At 71.4% G+C, this 16,706-nt stretch carries 19 protein-coding genes and 1 tRNA gene; 14 read left to right on the plus strand and 6 right to left on the minus strand.

Going from position 1 to position 16,706, the window contains the following annotated elements; all coding sequences use genetic code 11:
* The 6 genes from glp to ACZ6S8_RS20445 all read left to right on the plus strand — a co-directional run bounded on the left by glp (position 1) and on the right by ACZ6S8_RS20445 (position 4,554).
* Positions 1–1,362, plus strand: coding sequence for a molybdotransferase-like divisome protein Glp (gene glp, locus ACZ6S8_RS20420; RefSeq protein ID WP_469457633.1), 1,362 nt, complete (start codon positions 1–3; stop codon positions 1,360–1,362).
* Positions 1,363–1,437: 75 nt separating this feature from the next.
* Positions 1,438–1,917 carry a cyclic pyranopterin monophosphate synthase MoaC gene (gene moaC / locus ACZ6S8_RS20425; protein WP_469457635.1) on the plus strand — a complete coding sequence of 160 codons (480 nt, stop codon included), beginning with the start codon at positions 1,438–1,440 and terminating at the stop codon, positions 1,915–1,917.
* Positions 1,918–2,024: 107 nt separating this feature from the next.
* Positions 2,025–2,525, plus strand: a complete 501-nt coding sequence (locus ACZ6S8_RS20430; protein WP_469457888.1) for a MogA/MoaB family molybdenum cofactor biosynthesis protein — start codon at positions 2,025–2,027, stop codon at positions 2,523–2,525.
* A gap of 17 nt (positions 2,526–2,542) precedes the next feature.
* Positions 2,543–3,151: a GNAT family N-acetyltransferase gene (locus ACZ6S8_RS20435; RefSeq protein WP_386530022.1), complete on the plus strand. Its 609-nt coding sequence runs from the start codon at positions 2,543–2,545 to the stop codon at positions 3,149–3,151.
* 200 nt (positions 3,152–3,351) lie between these two features.
* Positions 3,352–4,404, plus strand: coding sequence for a divisome protein SepX/GlpR (gene sepX / locus ACZ6S8_RS20440; protein WP_469457637.1), 1,053 nt, complete (start codon positions 3,352–3,354; stop codon positions 4,402–4,404).
* Between the two features lie 76 nt (positions 4,405–4,480).
* A tRNA-Ala gene (locus ACZ6S8_RS20445) sits at positions 4,481–4,554 on the plus strand.
* 271 nt (positions 4,555–4,825) lie between these two features.
* Here the strand turns inward: ACZ6S8_RS20445 and ACZ6S8_RS20450 are convergent.
* The 4 genes from ACZ6S8_RS20450 to ACZ6S8_RS20465 form a co-directional block, all read right to left on the minus strand.
* On the minus strand, positions 4,826–6,070 hold the full coding sequence (locus ACZ6S8_RS20450; protein ID WP_469457890.1) for a hypothetical protein: 1,245 nt from the start codon (positions 6,068–6,070) through the stop codon (positions 4,826–4,828).
* Positions 6,070–6,936, minus strand: a complete 867-nt coding sequence (locus ACZ6S8_RS20455; RefSeq protein ID WP_469457639.1) for a YwqG family protein — start codon at positions 6,934–6,936, stop codon at positions 6,070–6,072. Before ACZ6S8_RS20455 ends, ACZ6S8_RS20450 begins: the two co-directional genes overlap by 1 nt.
* Before the next feature lie 66 nt (positions 6,937–7,002).
* On the minus strand, positions 7,003–7,491 hold the full coding sequence (locus ACZ6S8_RS20460; RefSeq protein WP_469457641.1) for a DUF4265 domain-containing protein: 489 nt from the start codon (positions 7,489–7,491) through the stop codon (positions 7,003–7,005).
* Positions 7,492–7,549: 58 nt separating this feature from the next.
* Positions 7,550–8,161, minus strand: coding sequence for a DUF6461 domain-containing protein (locus ACZ6S8_RS20465; RefSeq protein WP_469457643.1), 612 nt, complete (start codon positions 8,159–8,161; stop codon positions 7,550–7,552).
* A 102-nt stretch (positions 8,162–8,263) separates the two neighbouring features.
* Here ACZ6S8_RS20465 and ACZ6S8_RS20470 point away from each other — a divergent pair, with 102 nt between their 5' ends.
* The 3 genes from ACZ6S8_RS20470 (at position 8,264) to ACZ6S8_RS20480 (ending at position 10,137) form a co-directional block, all read left to right on the plus strand.
* Positions 8,264–8,911 (plus strand): SIMPL domain-containing protein, encoded by a 648-nt coding sequence (locus ACZ6S8_RS20470; protein ID WP_469457892.1) that lies wholly within the window; start codon positions 8,264–8,266, stop codon positions 8,909–8,911.
* Between the two features lie 612 nt (positions 8,912–9,523).
* On the plus strand, positions 9,524–9,829 hold the full coding sequence (locus ACZ6S8_RS20475; RefSeq protein ID WP_469457645.1) for a hypothetical protein: 306 nt from the start codon (positions 9,524–9,526) through the stop codon (positions 9,827–9,829).
* The gene (locus tag ACZ6S8_RS20480) at positions 9,826–10,137 is read left to right on the plus strand and encodes a hypothetical protein (RefSeq protein WP_469457647.1); all 312 of its coding nucleotides are present in this window, start codon (positions 9,826–9,828) and stop codon (positions 10,135–10,137) included. The genes ACZ6S8_RS20475 and ACZ6S8_RS20480 overlap by 4 nt, the downstream gene beginning before the upstream one ends.
* Positions 10,138–10,735: 598 nt before the next feature.
* Here ACZ6S8_RS20480 and ACZ6S8_RS20485 read toward each other — a convergent pair.
* A complete protein-coding gene (locus ACZ6S8_RS20485; protein ID WP_469457649.1) occupies positions 10,736–11,233 on the minus strand; it encodes a GNAT family N-acetyltransferase in 498 nt (165 codons plus the stop codon).
* 38 nt (positions 11,234–11,271) lie between these two features.
* Here ACZ6S8_RS20485 and ACZ6S8_RS20490 point away from each other — a divergent pair, with 38 nt between their 5' ends.
* On the plus strand, positions 11,272–12,075 hold the full coding sequence (locus tag ACZ6S8_RS20490; RefSeq protein ID WP_469457651.1) for an exodeoxyribonuclease III: 804 nt from the start codon (positions 11,272–11,274) through the stop codon (positions 12,073–12,075).
* Here the strand turns inward: ACZ6S8_RS20490 and ACZ6S8_RS20495 are convergent.
* Complete coding sequence (locus tag ACZ6S8_RS20495) at positions 12,060–12,773, minus strand: MerR family transcriptional regulator (RefSeq protein ID WP_469457653.1); 714 nt, start codon at positions 12,771–12,773, stop codon at positions 12,060–12,062. The two genes, ACZ6S8_RS20490 and ACZ6S8_RS20495, sit on opposite strands and share 16 nt — an antisense overlap.
* Positions 12,774–12,925: 152 nt before the next feature.
* Here ACZ6S8_RS20495 and ACZ6S8_RS20500 point away from each other — a divergent pair, with 152 nt between their 5' ends.
* From ACZ6S8_RS20500 to ACZ6S8_RS20515, 4 genes are all read left to right on the plus strand, one after another.
* Entirely contained in the window at positions 12,926–14,587 is a 1,662-nt protein-coding gene (locus ACZ6S8_RS20500; RefSeq protein ID WP_469457655.1) for a flavin-containing monooxygenase, read from the plus strand.
* Positions 14,584–15,510 carry an alpha/beta fold hydrolase gene (locus tag ACZ6S8_RS20505; RefSeq protein WP_469457657.1) on the plus strand — a complete coding sequence of 309 codons (927 nt, stop codon included), beginning with the start codon at positions 14,584–14,586 and terminating at the stop codon, positions 15,508–15,510. Before ACZ6S8_RS20500 ends, ACZ6S8_RS20505 begins: the two co-directional genes overlap by 4 nt.
* Positions 15,507–16,388 carry an SDR family oxidoreductase gene (locus ACZ6S8_RS20510; RefSeq protein WP_469457659.1) on the plus strand — a complete coding sequence of 294 codons (882 nt, stop codon included), beginning with the start codon at positions 15,507–15,509 and terminating at the stop codon, positions 16,386–16,388. Before ACZ6S8_RS20505 ends, ACZ6S8_RS20510 begins: the two co-directional genes overlap by 4 nt.
* Before the next feature lie 86 nt (positions 16,389–16,474).
* Positions 16,475–16,663, plus strand: a complete 189-nt coding sequence (locus ACZ6S8_RS20515) for a hypothetical protein (RefSeq protein WP_469457661.1) — start codon at positions 16,475–16,477, stop codon at positions 16,661–16,663.
* The last annotated feature ends 43 nt before the right edge of the window (positions 16,664–16,706 follow it).

Consider the following 16,706-nt stretch of genomic DNA (forward strand, 5'->3'; position numbering starts at 1 on the left):
TTGAGCAGTTCCGCACCGCAGGACACCGGGCAGGCCCGGCGCGAGCAGCGCCTCTGGTCGGTGGACGAGCACCTGGCGGACGTCCTCGCCACCGTCCGGCCGCTGGAGCCCATCGAGCTCCAGCTGCTGGACGCCCAGGGCTGTGTCCTGGTCGAGGACGTCACCGTGCCCGTCGCCCTCCCGCCCTTCGACAACAGCTCCATGGACGGCTACGCCGTCCGCACGGCCGACGTCCAGGGTGCGAGCGAGGAGTTCCCGGCGGTGCTGACGGTCATCGGGGACGTCGCGGCGGGCAGCGGCGAGCTGCCCACCGTGGGCCCCGGCCAGGCCGCGCGGATCATGACCGGCGCCCCGCTGCCGCCCGGCGCGGAAGCCGTCGTACCGGTCGAGTGGACCGACGGCGGCACGGGCGGCGGCGCCGCCTCCGGCATGACCCCGGCCAGCTCCGCGCCCGAGGGCGCGGGCGGCGAGGTACGGGTGCACCGGGCCGCCGAGGCCCGGGCGCACGTCCGGGCGCGCGGCAGCGACGTACAGGCCGGTGACCTGGCCCTGGCGGCGGGCACCGTGCTGGGTCCGCCGCAGATCGCCCTGCTGGCCGCGATCGGACGGGGCACCGTCCGGGTCCGGCCGCGCCCCCGCGTGGTCGTCCTGTCCACCGGCAGCGAGCTCGTCCAGCCGGGCGAGGCGCTGACCGCCGGGACGATCTACGACTCCAACAGCTTCGCGCTCGCCGCCGCGGCCCGGGACGCGGGCGCCATCGCCTACCGGGTCGGCGCCGTCGCGGACGACGCCGACACCCTGCGCTCCACCATCGAGGACCAGCTGATCCGCGCCGACCTGCTGGTCACCACCGGCGGGGTCAGCGTCGGCGCGTACGACGTGGTGAAGGAGGCGCTGACCTCCGTCGCCACCGGCGGCCCGGACGCCGAGGACGTGGACGGCGCCGGCATCGACTTCCGCAAGCTCGCCATGCAGCCCGGCAAGCCGCAGGGCTTCGGCGTCATCGGACCGGACCACACCCCGCTCCTGGCGCTGCCCGGCAACCCGGTCTCCTCCTACGTCTCCTTCGAGCTGTTCGTGCGCCCCGCGATCCGTACGCTCATGGGCCTCCCGGAGGCCGGGGTCAGCCGGCCCGGCGTGCGCGCGGTGCTCACCGCCGACAAGCCGATCGGCTCCCCGGCCGGCCGCCGCCAGTTCCTGCGCGGCACCTACGACGCCGAGAACGGCACGGTCAGCCCGGTCGGCGGATCGGGGTCCCACCTGATCGCCGCGCTGGCGCACGCCGACTCCCTGATCGTCGTACCGGAGGACGTCACCTCGGTGGAGCCCGGTGCCGAGCTGGAAGTGATCCTGCTCGGCTGAAGTGCGGCCGGTGCGGGTAGCGTGTTGCATCACACAGGCCCCCCGGGGACCCGGACGGAAGCGGCGCGCAGAGCTATGAGTACGCAGAGCAGGCTGACCCACATCGACGAGGCCGGGGCGGCCCGGATGGTCGACGTCTCCGGGAAGGACGTCACCGCCCGGACGGCCCGCGCCAGTGGACGGGTGCTCGTCTCCCCCCGGGTGATCGAGCTGCTGCGCGGCGAGGGCGTCCCCAAGGGCGACGCGCTCGCCACCGCGCGGATCGCCGGGATCATGGGCGCGAAGAGGACGCCCGACCTGATCCCGCTCTGCCACCCGCTGGCCGTCTCCGGCGTGACGGTGGACCTCAGGGTCGCCGACGACGCCGTCGAGATCCTGGCCACCGTGAAGACGACCGACCGCACGGGCGTCGAGATGGAGGCGCTCACCGCCGTCGCGGTCGCCGGGCTGACCGTCGTCGACATGGTCAAGGCCGTCGACAAGGGCGCCGTCATCACGGACGTCCGGGTGGAGGAGAAGACCGGCGGCAAGTCCGGCGACTGGGCGCGCGCGTGAACGCCCCGCGCGGCGGCGAGGTCCACAGCCACCTGCACGCCGTGCCCGCGGCGACCGCGGAGACCGAGCCCGGGACCGAGTCCGCGACGGAGACCGCCCCCGCACCGCTGCGGGCCCTGGTGGTCACCGCCTCGAACCGGGCCTCGCAGGGCGTCTACGCCGACCGGGGCGGACCGCTGCTCGCCGCGGCGCTGGAGGAGCTCGGCTTCGCGGTGGACGGCCCGCGGGTCGTCCCGGACGGCGACCCCGTCGAGCAGGCGCTCCGCGCGGGCGTGGCCGCCGGGTACGACGTCGTCCTCACCACCGGCGGTACCGGCATCTCGCCGACCGACCGCACTCCGGACGCCACGGCACGGGTGCTGGACTACGAGATCCCCGGCATCCCGCAGGCCATCCGCGCCGAGGGCCTGGCGAAGGTCCCGACCGCGGCCCTGTCGCGGGGCCTGGCGGGCGTGGCCGGACACACCCTGATCGTCAACCTCCCGGGTTCGACGGGCGGGGTGAAGGACGGCGTCGCCGTCCTGTCCCGGATCCTCCTGCACGCCGTGGACCAGATCCGCGGCGGCGACCACCCCAGACCGGCGGGACCCTCCGGGAGCACGAGCTGAACGGCCCCACCTGGCCGGTGGTCCTGGCGGACGGCGACGTCACGCTCCGGCCGATAAAGCTGCGGGACCAGAAGGCCTGGCGCGAGGTCAACCGGCGCAACCGCGAGTGGCTCCGGCCGTGGGAGGCGACCATCCCGCCGCCCGCTCCGTGGGGGCCGGTGGTCCAGCGGCCGACGTACCGCCAGATGGTGCGCCACCTGCGGGCCGAGGCGAACGCGGGCCGGATGCTGCCCTTCGTCATCGAGTACCAGGGCCGGCTCGTCGGGCAGTTGACGGTCGCCGGGATCACCTGGGGCTCGATGTGCGCCGGTCACGTCGGCTACTGGGTGGACCGCGAGGTGGCGGGCCGTGGGGTGATGCCGACGGCGGTCGCGCTCGCGGTGGACCACTGCTTCGGCCGGGTCGGACTGCACCGGATCGAGGTGTGCATCCGCCCGGAGAACGGGCCGAGCCGCCGGGTCGTGGAGAAGCTCGGCCTGCGCGAGGAGGGCCTGCGCCCGCGCTACCTGCACATCGACGGGGCCTGGCGCGACCACCTCGTGTACGCGGTCACCGTGGAGGAGGTCCCGGACGGACTGCTGCGCCGCTGGCACCGGGCGCGGCATCCGGAGAGCCCGTCGAAATAGATATCCCGCACGGGTAAGCGGGCCCGACGTCGAACGTCGATCGAAAACCGAATAGCTGTTCGAATTAAGGGTCACTGAACCGATTCGCCCATAACCTGATCCGAAGAATCACAAAAAAAGTCCGTGATATCAGCGAGATCGTGCGACACACCGGCCCAATTGGCCGATCCCGTCGGCCCGGCCCCTCTACGGTATGAGGTGTGAGCAGCAGCGGCCTCATCTACGCAGTCATTGTCGGGGCCTGGGCCGCCTACTTGGTGCCCATGTGGCTCCGGAGGCAGGACGAGCTGAACGAAGCCCGTCCGACGGAACGCTTCTCCACTGCCATTCGGCTGCTTTCCGGCCGGGCGGGAATGGAGCGCCGTTACGCCAAGGGGCTGCGTGAGCGCGGTGACGAGGAGGCGGAGCCCCAGCCCCGCGCGGACCCGGACGCCGCCACGGAGAAGGTCGAATCCGTGGACACCGACGCCCGGGCCTTCGTCGTGCCCCCGACCAGGTCGGAGCCGAGACCGGCCGCGGCCGAGCGCGAGCAGCGCGCCGAGCGGGCCCGGCGCGAGCAGCGCCTCCAGGTCCTCGCCCGGCGCCGGCGCACCACCGCGCTCCTGTTCCTCGTCTTCACCCTGGGCGCCGTCGTCGCCGCGGTGGGCGGCCTGCGCCTGCTGTGGGCTCCGGCCGTCCCGGCCCTCCTGCTGAGCACGTACATCGTGCACCTGCGGGTCCAGGAGCGGCGCCGCTACGAGTTCACGATGGACCGGCGCCGCGCCGAGGCCGCCGCGCGCCAGCTGCGCGAGAACCGCCCCCGCCGCCGCGAGCCCGAGGCCGCCGCCGGCGGCGATGCGGACCCTGCGCCACCGGTCTCCCCGCAGGAAGCCGGCCGCAGGGCGCTCGTCGAACAGACGGACCACGCCGAGTGGGTGGACCAGCAGCGCGAGCGCGAGCGAGGCCCCGCCCGCGGTGACAGCTGGGAGCCGGTCCCGGTCCCGCTGCCGACGTACGTGACGGCGCCCGTCGCCCCGCGCGCCACCGGCCCCGCGGCCCCGGACGCCTGGAGCTCGACCCGCTCCAGCACCGCCGAACCGACGGAGCCGCGCCTGCGCGCCCAGCCCGGCGCCCCGGCGCCGGAGTCCAAGCCCCAGGCGCAGACTCCGGCCCAGACGCCCACCACGCCGCGCCCCCGGGGGCGCGAGCGGGGCCGCACCCCGCTGTTCGACCAGTACGAGAGCGACGAGCGTCCGCGCGCCGCGAACGAGTGAGCGGACCTGCGCGGACGCTCCCGGAATCCGGTTTTGGAGCACCCGCGGGGGGATGCTAATGTTTCACACGTCGCAAGGGCCTGTGGCGCAGTCTGGTAGCGCACCTCGTTCGCATCGAGGGGGTCTGGGGTTCAAATCCCCACAGGTCCACAAACGACAGTTCGCGAGTAGCTCTCGGGAACGGTGACGAGATCCCGTCCGATCGAAAGATCGGACGGGATCTTCGTCGTTTCCGGGGCTTTCGATGCCTGTTCGGGGCGGTGGGTGGAGGTGTACGCGGGCTTGCGGTTGCTTCGCCCCGCTCCCGGCCCGTTCTGGCGTGACGCTGACCGCCCTCATGACTGGTGCCCGCGCAGCAGACGGATCACCTCGGTCCTGGGCAGCAGCCCTCGCCAGCCGTAAAGGTGAACGAGGCAAACGGTTACGGCAGATCAGGGCCTGCCTGCATCGTGCTCGACACCGCGTCCCCCATGACGAGACCGGGGAGGAGGGACCGCGCGAGATCTCGATGCTCGACGTACGGGCTCGTCATGTTCTCCGAGATACGAGGCAGCCAGGAGCTCATCCGGCCCAGAGCGGACTGCAGGCGCTCTTCCTCGTCCCCGAGGAGAGCTGTCATGAGAGCCACCACGTCGGCACGGTCCGTCCCCGCTGGAGCCGGCAGCTCGGCCAACCTCACGAGCAGACGTTGGTCATCCCCATCCCCACCGCACACGGATGCAAGGGCGGCGAGCGCGAACCGGATGACATCGCCCTCGTCTTCCCAGCGGGACAGCAGCCGCGGTAGCGCCCGGCCTATAGCCTGCCGCGTCAGGTAGTCAGCGGCCGGCTCCTGCCACTCTCCGCCGAGAGCCGCCGCTCGGTCGGCCAGGGAGACGGCTGCGGATGGGCCCGATGCCGCGAGACGCAACAGATCGCCGAGCAGTACCAACCGGCTGCCGGCCGCGATCGTCTCATCGCTGACCAACTCGACGAGGAAGGGAACGGCCTCGACCGTAGCGTCCGTACAGGTGCCTTGATGCGCCACGGCATCCGCGAGATCGCCAAGGAAGTCACCCGCCGTCTCGTAGGGCTCCCCGAAGGCGAACTCCTCGTCGAGCAGCCATGCCACGGCCTCCGGAGCATCTGCGATCCCGCCGTACATCCGCTCTGCAGCCGTCACTACGGCCCGGACGGCCAACGTGGGGTCACCGAGCCCGTCGCAATTCCACGCTGGACCGGCCGGAGGCCGCACAGGCTCTGTGGGGAGAGGGCCGGGAAGGGGGACCTCGGCTCCAGCCCGTTCATGAACCAGGCCGTCCCGTGTGAAGACCCCCTCGAGGGTCGCTGCATGCCCCTCGCTACCTCCTTGCTGGAAACCGCCGTGCTCACGCGCGACGCGGGCCATCCGAGCCCGCTCAGTCCGGAAGAACGGCTCCAGAGCCATCCGGTCGTGGCCGCTGTAGACGGCCAGCGAAAACACCTGCCACCAGCCTGCAAGCTCAGGATCCATTGACGGTTTGCCGTACCAGAAGCTCGACGGAACGGACCGGAAGTGATCGTGAACCCGCACCGCTGTCAACCGGTGCCCCATCCCCGCCAACTCTGCCGCAGCCGCCCGCGCCGCATCCTCACCGGGCAGGTACAGCGTGTACTGGACGCCCCAAGCTGGGCCCGCGAAGCCCATCAGCTGCACTGCCAGGTGAACATCGCCCGCTCGAAGCGCCGCTCTGCCAGATCCTCTGGGCGGATCAACCAGTACAGAACCCCGGCGTCGCCCCACATCATGTCCGCCGTGTCCTCGCTGTCGAACTGGGCCAGCAGCACCCAGTTGTCCGTCTCCTCAGACAACCGTGGGTCGTGCCAGGGCACCTCGCCGTCCAGGACCGCCTCTGCAACCTCGATCTCCACAGGGTTCTGCACCGAGTGAGCATGGCCGCCGATCTGGTGCCCTATCTCCTCGTCGAACTCCCACAGGGCGTCGAGGAAGTCCTGAGCGCAGACAGGATGGTCGTACCGGTTTCCGAGCGGAGCACCTGGAGCGAAGGCGTCCCTGACGCGCGGATGCCATGGTTCGGTCGCCGTCATCTCCGCCCGGGCGGTCAGCTGCACCGCCGGGTACGGCTTGAGCCCGTCCGGCGTTCCGCGCTCCGCCACTTTCTCGTCGGCCGCCACATAGAGCACGCGGGCACCTGCCCAGCTCGCTCGGTCCTCGGCCAGAACGAGCGCTTCACCGTCGTCCAATTGCCCGTCGAAGTAGAAGAACAGAAGTACTCCCGCTTCGGGGAGATCGATGTCCAGCGCGGCCTTCGGCAGTCGCGCGCAGTCGATCGAGGCGACGAAGGAGAGCGGACCGTGCCCCTCCCAGGTCGGCCACTCCGAGGCGACTGGCAAAGTCGGGAGGCCACCGAGTTGGCCAACCACGTCGTCAATGCCCGCCGCTACCTCAAGACGCACACCAGGGCGAAGTAGACCGAGCCACTTCTCAGTTTCCTGGGGCGACAGATGCAGCAAAGCGAGAGAGCGGAAGGCATCTCGGGAACCGTGTGTCATGAGCCCGATCATGCACGGCGCCACTAACAGAGGCCTTGGCAGCCCTCCAGCCGCACGCGCAGCTGCTCAGCTTGCAGCCGTGGATCTCCAGGCAGCGGTGACGCACCCTTCCTCCCAGTGCCACCACCCCTCCACCGCACCGCGTTCCAGAAGCTTCTGGATCCGAGGAAGGTCCGCCTCCGGCGGGATGTCAAGCGCGACCATCCCGTACCGCTCAATGCCCTCGCCCGTCGTGCCGAGTTTGTGGAAGATCTCCAGCGCACGTTGCCGGGCGGCCGCTGAGCCGCCGTCCTTGAGTACGATCAGCCGGATCGTGCAGTTCTCTGATGCTCGGACCGTCTCGCCGGCCCATCGGACACCCTCGCCATCGAGCTCCACCTGGATGATGTCGCCGCTGGCGACTCCCCGTACGAACCAGGGCGTGTTGTCCAGCCGCACCGTGCCGTCGCCGAGTTCCACGGCCCACAGACTCTCGACACTCGCCGGCGGCCAGCCGTCCTCGCCTATGTCCATCCGGAAGTGGACCTTCACGTGGTCGTCATTGATGTTCGTCACCGCGCCATCATCCACGCCGCATCCATGGGCCCGGACATGGGAGTGCGGACGGACGATGTCATCGGATCTGGACGGTGGAGCAGGTGAACGTCGTGTCCTGGAGCAGCTCGGGAGTGATGGCGACGCCGGTGAGGTGTTCCGCCAGAGCGAAGCCGGCCGGTGAGGAAAGGTCCATCTCGGTTTCCGGTGCGTCGTCGTCGACGTGGAAGCCGATGTGAGTCATGACGTCGAGGAGTTCGTCGGGTGTGGTGCCCCAGCGGTCTTCGGGGAACATGGGGTCGAAGCAGAGCCGCAGGGCCTGGTCCTCGGCCCACAGGAACGTGCCGACGGCGTTGACGTTGACGAAATGAGAGATCCAGCTCGTGCCGGCGGAGGCCGGAAGCGCTCGCTCTTCGGTGACCCCGAGGTAGCCGTTGGGCTCGATCAGCAGCGTCCAGGCGCCGACAGTCGTCACGGCGACCAGCAGACGGTCGCCATCCTCCAGCTCGTACTGGGCGAAAGCGGCATCGACGACCGCGGCTATGCCCTGCAAGGGAGCCTCCGGCCGTCCTTCCAGCCGCGATATCAGCTCAGCAGGCGACAGGCCCCGCACCAGAGTGAAGCAGTACGCCTCGGCGATGTCTGGAAAGTCGTTCTCGAACCACGCGTAGTCCGCCCCGGTCTTCGTCATGCCGTTCATCCTTGCCTCTGGGTCTGACAGCGGAGAAGGTCCGGCCGCCAGCGGGGTGGGAAGCGATCTTCCTTGGCGACTCAACCTGCTTGGATGGGCGACATGAACGGTACTCAGTCCATAGACGCCCCTTGGGGTATATCCGTGTTCGGTGCGGCGAGCGTGGATGCCGCGCCTGATGTGGCCCGACTTCGCGTGGCGGTCAAGCAGACGAGGCAGAAGGCGAGCGAGGCGTTCGAGGTCACACGGGGCAGCGTCAACCAGGTCCGGGAGGTGCTGCGCGGCCACGGGGTCCCGGACACGGCTGTGTCCACGTCGCGGCTGAACCTGGAGTCCTCATGGAACTTCGGCAATGAGCGCAAGTTCCTCGGCTACGAGTGCACGGCCGCGTTTGTGATCGAGCTGCGTGAGCTGGACATCCTGGAGACGGTGCTCGTCGATGTTGTCGAGGCCGGTGCGAACCAGGTTGCAGGTGTCGAGTTCGATGTGAGCACGAAGAAGGAGCTGCGAGCACGGGCGCGCACGGCCGCCGTCGCTGCCGCACGTGAGAAGGCTGTGCTATACGCGGAGGCCGGCGGTGTCCGGCTCGGTCCCGTCATCCACATCAAGGACGTGGACTCCGACCAGCTGCAGAACTCCTACCGTGGACACCGGCAAGGCGGTGGTGGAGGAGGAGAGGGTGACCTCGCCCCCGGCAAGGTCACTGTGACGGCGGGTGTCGTGATCGGCTTCTCGATCATCGGCGGCTGACACAAGGCACACAGGCGTGATGCCCGGCCTCGAGCGGAGCCGGGCACCGCGTTGCTTGTCTGCATGGAAGCAAGAGGGCTGCCCCTGGCGATTGCTGGACGTGCGTGAGCCCGGTGTGTGGTGCCGGGGTGTCAGGTGCTCGGGCGAACCGTCCCGGCAGCTGGGGCGGGGAAAGCCCGTTCGCGATGATGGCGGACGAAGCGCTTCCCGCGAGTTCCGTGATCGCATCGACGGCACCACTGTTTGGCCGGTGCCGATGTTGCCCCGCGGGCCCTTGAACAGGCCACGCCGGTGGGCGGGGCGGACGGTGACGAGCACCAGGCAGTCGCTGATCACCTGGACGGGTCCGTCGCCGGGCAGTTGAGGCGCACCTGCCCATCGGGTGCCCACCGACCCGCCGACAAGTTCCGGAGTTCTCGCAATAGCGCGAGCGAGTGGACAGTGCGATCTTGTGAGCTGGCCGGTCCTGGGCCAGCGGTGGATCCGCGGCCGCGGCCGGATCCTCTCGGCTGCCTGCCCGCCCCACGCCTTACGCACTATCGTGGAGGGCGCCGACCGGAAGAGGATGCGACCATGACCACCGCCCCCGGGCCCTCCCAAGGCGTCCCCCCGATGCCCGAGCGCAGCATTTCCGCGCTGCGGGCTGCAATCGCCGCGCATGCGCCGCAGCTGCTGGCCGACTTCGAGGCCAACTGGCGGGCGAAGATCGCCGACACCTACGACATCGGCGCGGCCCCCGCCTTTCTGGCGCGCTGGTGGGGCGAGTACGCCCTCGCCCGGGATCCCGAGCTCGACCACCACGTTCGCGATCTCGAGCAGCGGGCCGCCGAGTGCGCCGATCCGGACAAGGCCAAGGATCTCCTGGAAGAGGCGTCCCGAATCCACCACCAGGTGGCTTCGCTCGGGCCCGGCGAGTGAGCGCAGAGTTCACCGGCCCGCCCTGGGCCGCCGACTGGACCAAGCTGGCCGCCGAGTACCGCGACGCTTTGCCCGCCAGCGTGCGAGACCTGATCATCGACGCGGTCACCGAGCTGAAGACCTCCCGCCATCCCTACCGTGACGACCACCTCGACACGGCGAAGGTCAGCATCGAGCCCGTCCGCTCCACCGAACCCCGCGGGGCCCACATCCTTTACTTCGACCACGGACACGGCTGGCTCCGCTACACCTTCACCCACCGCACCGCCGACCCACAGATCGTCATCGAACAGATCTTCTGGCAGTAACACCCGAACGCGCAGGCACCCGCGGTTGCTGCAGTCGCCCGGCTTCATCCGGGCAGCCAGTGCCGTGCCGTCGTGAGGGGCGCCATGGCGGGTGTGTGGGAACCGTGCTCCCCTGCCGTGGGCGTCACGCAGCCGCACTGCCTCTCCCCGCCGTCTAACGTCGCCGGCGTGCTCAGGGCCTATGGCGGCTTCGCCCCCCGAAACAGCGGATGGGGATCGTTTCGGGGGTGCGCATTCGCCGTCGGCCAACCTGGGGGACGGATCCGTCCCCCAGGTGCCGCAGGGCCCCGACAGCATTGCACGCACGTCCGACACCCCAGCCGCCTGCAGAGGTGGGAAGCGATCTTCCCGCCCACGGGAAGCGATCTTCAGCTGCTTCGCGCGGCCCTGGTCAGACCCACTCGTGAACACCCCACAAACGACAGTTCGCGAGTAGCTCTCGGGAACGGTGACGAGATCCCGTCCGATCGAAAGATCGGATGGGATCTTCGTCGTTTCCGGGGCAATTGACGCTTCCGCAGCCGGCGCGGCCCGCAGGCGCACCGGGTTCAGGCGGAGTTCGGGCCTGGGGGTGCCTGCGCGGCCGGGCGGGGTGGGGTCAGGGGTGGAGGGGCTTGGTCATGCAGCGGCTGGAGTCGTGGAAGCGGTAGTGGCCGAACTTCGCCGACGGGGCGTAGCCCGAGGAGAGGTACAGGGCTATCGCCTCCGGCTGCTGGTCTCCGGTCTCCAGCACCATCCGGGTGCGGCCCGCCGCGCGGGCGTCCTCCTCCAGGACCGACAGGATGCGGCGGGCGAGGCCCAGGCCGCGGGCCTCGGGGACGACGTACATGCGCTTCAGCTCGGCGTCGCCGTCCGCGTACCCCTCCTCGTTCTCGTCCTGGCCGCGCCAGCCGCCGCTCGCGACCGGGGCGTCGGAGAGGTCGTAGGCGACGAGGTAGAGGCCCCGGGGCGGGGCGAACATCGCCGGGTCGAGGTACGTGACGTCGCCCTCGCTCTGGTAGCGCTCCTGGTACTCGAGCTGGACCTGGTCGTTGAGCTTGACCGCGTCGGGGTGGTCGTAGGGCACGGCGCGGAGCTGGATCATCCCGTGAGACATTCGAATATCGTACGGAAGCATCCCGCTATCGTGCAGGGATGCTCACTGTGACCTCCGTGAATGTGAATGGGATCCGCGCCGCCGCGAAGAAGGGCTTCGTGGAGTGGCTCGCCGGCTCCGACGCCGACGTCGTCTGCCTCCAGGAGGTGCGGGCCGAGGAGGGGCAGATTCCCGCCGAGGCCAGGGCGCCCGAGGGCTGGCACACCGTCTTCGCGCCCGCCGCGGTCAAGGGCCGGGCCGGGGTCGCGCTCTACAGCCGGCGCGAGCCGGAGCGGGTGCGGGTCGGCTTCGGCAGCGACGAGTTCGACGCCTCCGGGCGGTACGTCGAGGCGGACTTCCCCGGTGTGACCGTCGCCAGCCTCTACCTGCCCTCGGGCGAGGCGGGGACCGAGAAGCAGGACGAGAAGTACCGGTTCATGGACGAGTTCCTCGGCTACCTCCGGGAGCTCAAGGTGCGGGCCGCCGCCGACGGGCGCGAGGTCGTCGTGTGCGGCGACTGGAACATCTGCCACCGGGAAGCCGACCTCAAGAACTGGAAGACCAACCGCAAGAACGCCGGCTTCCTCCCCGAGGAGCGGGAGTGGCTCGGGAAGGTCTACGGGGAGGCCGGCTACGTCGACGTCGTGCGCGGGCTGCACCCCGACGCCGAGGGGCCGTACTCCTGGTGGTCCTACCGGGGCCGGGCCTTCGACAACGACGCCGGCTGGCGCATCGACCTCCAGGTCGCGACCGAGGGGCTGGCCGCGAAGGCGGTGAAGGCCTTCGTCGAGCGGGCCGAGACGCACCCGGAGCGCTGGTCCGACCACGCGCCGGTGACCGTGGTCTATCAGCTCGGGGTCTGATCCGGGCCGGGGGAGGGCGCGGGGGGCGGCGGTGACGCGGCCAGGAGGCGGTCCATGGCCATCGTCAGCTCCGCCTCCACCACGCTCTTCGCCAGCGGGCGCAGGCGCGGAAGGGCATCCTGCGAGGTGTGGGTCGAAATCAGCTCGGTGAACAGGGCCGCGAGCGCGTCCGCGTGTTCGCGGACCCGGCGGCCGGTCTCCAGGACGGCCGAGAGCGGGATCCCCTCGCGGACCAGGGCCGCGGAGACGTCCAGCAGCCGCCTGCTGACGTGCACGATCTCCTCGCCGTCGGTCGCGAGGTAGCCGAGGTCCAGGGAGGCCGCCAGGTTCTCCGGGGTGACCTCGCCCTCGAAGTAGTCGGCGAGGGCCTCGGGGGTCAGGCGGACGGGGGTCTCCTCCGACCAGCCGATGCCGAGCAGCTCACCCAGTTGGCCCACGTCGCGGCCGTTCTCGAAGGCGGCGGTCAGCTCGGCGATGCCGCCGAGGGTGTGGCCGCGCTCCAGCAGGGCGGCCACCGTGCGCAGCCGGGCCAGGTGGTGTTCGTCGTACCAGGCGATGCGGCCCTCGCGGCGCGGTGGGGGGAGCAGTTTGCGCTCGCGGTAGAAGCGCAGGGTGCGGACGGGGATGCCGGCCGCCTCGGCCAGTTCCTCCGTGCGGTACTCGCGCACTGTCTTCGCTTCCGTCTCGTCCTTCGCCACAGGCGCAGCCTATGGCGTACCGGCGGTAACTTTCCGGGCGCGACCCCTACCCATGAGTACGGAGCTGCTCTACTCTCCCGATTGTGCCAGTGATTGCTGGCAGTGTTGCGATGGTCTGGCAAGGCACTGCGGATGAAGCGGAGGCGGCGGGCATGGGCGAGCGCGAGCACGGGCGGCGTGAGCACGTACGGGTGGCGGTGATCGGGTCGGGCTTCGGAGGTCTCGGGGCCGCCGTACGGCTGCGGCGCGAGGGGATCACGGACTTCGTCGTCCTGGAGCGGGCGGGGTCGGTCGGCGGGACGTGGCGCGACAACAGTTATCCGGGGTGCGCGTGCGACGTCCCGTCGCACCTGTACTCCTTCTCCTTCGCGCCCAACCCGGACTGGCCGCGGACCTTCTCGGGGCAGCCCGCCATCCGGGAGTACCTGGAGCACGTCGCCGACACCTTCGGGCTGCGCCGGCACATCCGCCTCGACTCCGAGGTGCTGATGATGCGCTGGGACGCCGAGGAGCTGCACTGGGAGATCGAGACCGCCGCCGGGGAGCTGACCGCTGACGTGGTCGTGTCGGCCACCGGACCGCTGTCCGACCCGAAGATGCCGGAGATACCGGGGCTCGCCCAGTTCCCCGGGAAGGTCTTCCACTCGGCCCGCTGGGACCACGACTACGACGTCGCCGGCAAGCGCGTCGCCATGATCGGCACCGGCGCCTCCGCCATCCAGATCGTGCCCGCCATCGCCCCCGACGTGGAGCGGCTCACGCTCTTCCAGCGGACCCCGCCGTGGGTGATGCCGCGCACCGACCGGGCGATCTCCACCGCGGAGCGCTGGCTGCACCGCCAGCTGCCCTTCACCCGCGCGGCGCGGCGCGGGCTGCTGTGGGGGATCCGGGAGCTCCAGGTCAGCGCCTTCACCAAGCGGCCGAACCAGCTCGGGCTCGTCGAGGCGCTGGCCAAGGCCAACATGGCCCGCTCCATCAAGGACCCGGCGCTGCGGGCCAAGCTGACGCCCTCCTACCGGATCGGCTGCAAGCGGATCCTGCTGTCCAGCGAGTACTACCCGGCGCTGGCGCGGCCCAACGTGGACCTGGTCGCCTCCGGCCTCAAGGAGATCCGCGGCTCGGTGCTGGTCGCCGCGGACGGGACGGAGACCGAGGTCGACGCGATCGTCTTCGGCACCGGCTTCCACGTCACGGACATGCCGATCGCCGACCGGGTGGTCGGCGCGGAGGGCAAGACCCTCGCGGACGAGTGGAAGGACGGGATGCAGTCGCTGCGCGGTGCGACGGCGGCGGGCTTCCCCAACTGGATGACGATCATCGGTCCGAACACCGGGCTGGGGAACAGCTCGATGATCCTGATGATCGAGTCCCAGCTGAACTACATGGCGGACTACCTGCGCCAGCTGGCCCTCCTCGACGGGGGCAGCCTGGGCGGGAAGGTCGCGCTGGCCGCCCGGCCCTCCGCCGTGAACCAGTGGAACCGGCACGTCCAGGCGCGGATGGAGCGGACGGTCTGGAACACCGGCGGCTGCACCAGCTGGTACCTGGACGCACAGGGCCGCAACACCACCGTCTGGCCGGGCACCACCGGGGAGTTCCGCAAGGAGACGCGGTCCGTGGACCTCGCGGAGTACGAGGTCGTCCGCGCCCGGGACCGCGACCGGGAACAGGAGCGGACACCGGTGCCGGTGGGCGTGTCCCGGGCCGCCGCCGGGGCCCCCGCCGCGCCCGCGCCCGCCCCCGCGCCCGCCGCCAAGGCCCCCGTGCCGCCGGCCGGGCCGTCGTCCGCCGCCGCCGGGGAGGGGGCCGCGTGAGCCGCACGGCGCACGTCACGACCGGGCGCTACGCCCCGCCCGCCGCGGGGCGGGAGCTGGAGGCCGTCTCCGCCGACGGGGCCCGCCTCCACGTCGAGGTGCACGGGCCGCAGGGGGCGCCGGCCGTGGTGCTGGCGCACGGCTGGACCTGCTCCACGGCCTTCTGGGCCGCGCAGATCCGCGAACTGGCCACGGACCACCGGGTCATCGCCTACGACCAGCGCGGCCACGGGCGCAGTCCCGCCTCCCGCGCGTGCACCACCACCGCCCTCGCGGACGACCTGGTGGCCGTGCTGAAGGCCACCCTGGCCGCCGGGGAGCGGGCCGTCGTCGCCGGGCACTCCATGGGCGGGATGACCGTCATGGCGGCCGCCCGCCGGCCCGAGTTCGCCGAGCACGCCGCGGCCGCCCTGCTGTGCAGCACCGGGAGCGGACGGCTGGTCGCCGAGTCGCGGGTGCTGCCGCTGCGCCCGGGGCGCGCGCGGACCCGCATCACCGGCGCGGTGCTGGGCTCGCGCGCCCCGCTCGGGCCCGTCACGCCGGTCGCCCGGGCGGTCCTCAAGTACGCCACCATGGCCCCCGGTTCCGCGCCCGACGCGGTCGAGGCCTGCGCCCGCATCGTGCACGCCTGTCCCGCGGGGGTTCGCCGGGACTGGTCCCACGTGCTGGCCGGGCTGGACCTCGACGCGGACGTCGCCCGGCTCACCGTGCCCACCGCGGTCGTCGCCGGTACGAGCGACCGGCTCACCCCCGTGGTGCACGCCCGGGGGCTCGCCGCCGCCCTGCCGAACTGCGTGGGGCTGACCGAGCTCACCGGGATCGGGCACATGACCCCGATCGAGGCCCCGGAAGCCGTCACCCGCGCCCTGCGCGAACTGACCGCCCTGTACCTCCCCACCGAAGAGAAGGAGAAGACCCCGTGAGCCGCAGGAGTCTGGAAGGCCAGGTCGCCGTCGTCACCGGCGCGGCCCGCGGGGTGGGCGAACTGCTCGCCCGCAAGCTCTCGGCGCGCGGCGCGAAGATCGCGCTCGTCGGACTGGAGCCGGAGGCCCTCAAGGAGGTCTCCGAGCGGCTGCACACCGAGAGCGCCCACTGGTTCGCGGACGTCACCGACCACGAGGCGATGGCCCGCGTCGCGCAGGAGGTCAAGGAGCGCTTCGGCAAGGTCGACATCGTCGTCGCGAACGCGGGCGTGGCCTCCGGCGGCCCGTTCGCCGACTCCGACCCCGACGCCTGGCGCCGGGTGATCGAGGTCAACCTGATCGGCGGGGCCGTCACCGGCCGGGCCTTCCTGCCCGTCCTGACGGAGAGCCGCGGCTACTTCCTGCAGATCGCCTCGCTCGCCGCGATCACCCCGGCGCCCATGATGACGGCGTACTGCGCCTCCAAGTCGGGCGTCGAGGCCTTCGCCCACTGCCTGCGCGCCGAAGTCGGCTACAAGGGCGTCAAGGTCGGCGTCGGCTACCTCTCCTGGACCGACACCGACATGGTGCGCGGCGCCGACCAGGACGACGTGATGCGGGAGCTGCGCCAGCGGCTGCCCTGGCCGTCGAACCGCACGTACCCGCTGGGGCCGGCCGTCGACCGGATCGTGGCGGGCATAGAGCGGCGCTCGGCGCACGTGTACGCGCAGTGGTGGCTGCGCGGGATGCAGGGCGTGCGCGGCTACCTGCCGGCGGTCATCGCGGCCGTCGGGCAGCGCGAGATGAAGCGGTTCGAGCCGCGGCTGGCCTCCGTCTCCAAGGGGCTCGTCGGGGCCGGCGGGGCCGCGGACGAGCAGGAGCGGGCCGCGCGCACCTGAGCGTCAAATGTCGGATGTGCGAGGTTCGTCCAGTCGTGCCAGGCTGGTCGCACCCGAGCCCCCCGACATCACGCTGGAGGTACGCCATGGGCCTGAGAGACCAGTTCCACGAGAAGGCGAGGCAACTGGCCGAGCGCGCGGGCGCCGAAGCCGGACCGCCCCGCGAGGAGTCCCCGGAGGGTTCGGCGCAGCGCGCGCCGGACGCCCCGGGCACGCCCGTCCGGGCGGAGCGGCGGCGTCCCGCCGAGGCCTTCGACGACGGCTTCGGCGCGTAGCGGCGCGACCGGACCGACCGACGGAAGGGGCGCGGCCCGCGGG

The organism is Streptomyces sp. NPDC048461 (assembly GCF_055587105.1).

Excerpts from the sequence above, each read along its gene's own strand:
- moaC (WP_469457635.1), top strand. The coding sequence starts at position 1,438 with ATGAGTACGCAGAGCAGGCTGACCCACATCGACGAGGCCGGGGCGGCC.
- ACZ6S8_RS20450 (WP_469457890.1), bottom strand. The coding sequence starts at position 6,070 with ATGGGCTTCGCGGGCCCAGCTTGGGGCGTCCAGTACACGCTGTACCTG.
- ACZ6S8_RS20455 (WP_469457639.1), bottom strand. The coding sequence starts at position 6,936 with ATGACACACGGTTCCCGAGATGCCTTCCGCTCTCTCGCTTTGCTGCAT.
- ACZ6S8_RS20465 (WP_469457643.1), bottom strand. The coding sequence starts at position 8,161 with ATGACGAAGACCGGGGCGGACTACGCGTGGTTCGAGAACGACTTTCCA.
- ACZ6S8_RS20470 (WP_469457892.1), top strand. The coding sequence starts at position 8,264 with ATGAACGGTACTCAGTCCATAGACGCCCCTTGGGGTATATCCGTGTTC.
- ACZ6S8_RS20475 (WP_469457645.1), top strand. The coding sequence starts at position 9,524 with ATGCCCGAGCGCAGCATTTCCGCGCTGCGGGCTGCAATCGCCGCGCAT.
- ACZ6S8_RS20485 (WP_469457649.1), bottom strand. The coding sequence starts at position 11,233 with ATGTCTCACGGGATGATCCAGCTCCGCGCCGTGCCCTACGACCACCCC.
- ACZ6S8_RS20490 (WP_469457651.1), top strand. The coding sequence starts at position 11,272 with ATGCTCACTGTGACCTCCGTGAATGTGAATGGGATCCGCGCCGCCGCG.
- ACZ6S8_RS20500 (WP_469457655.1), top strand. The coding sequence starts at position 12,926 with ATGGGCGAGCGCGAGCACGGGCGGCGTGAGCACGTACGGGTGGCGGTG.
- ACZ6S8_RS20515 (WP_469457661.1), top strand. The coding sequence starts at position 16,475 with ATGGGCCTGAGAGACCAGTTCCACGAGAAGGCGAGGCAACTGGCCGAG.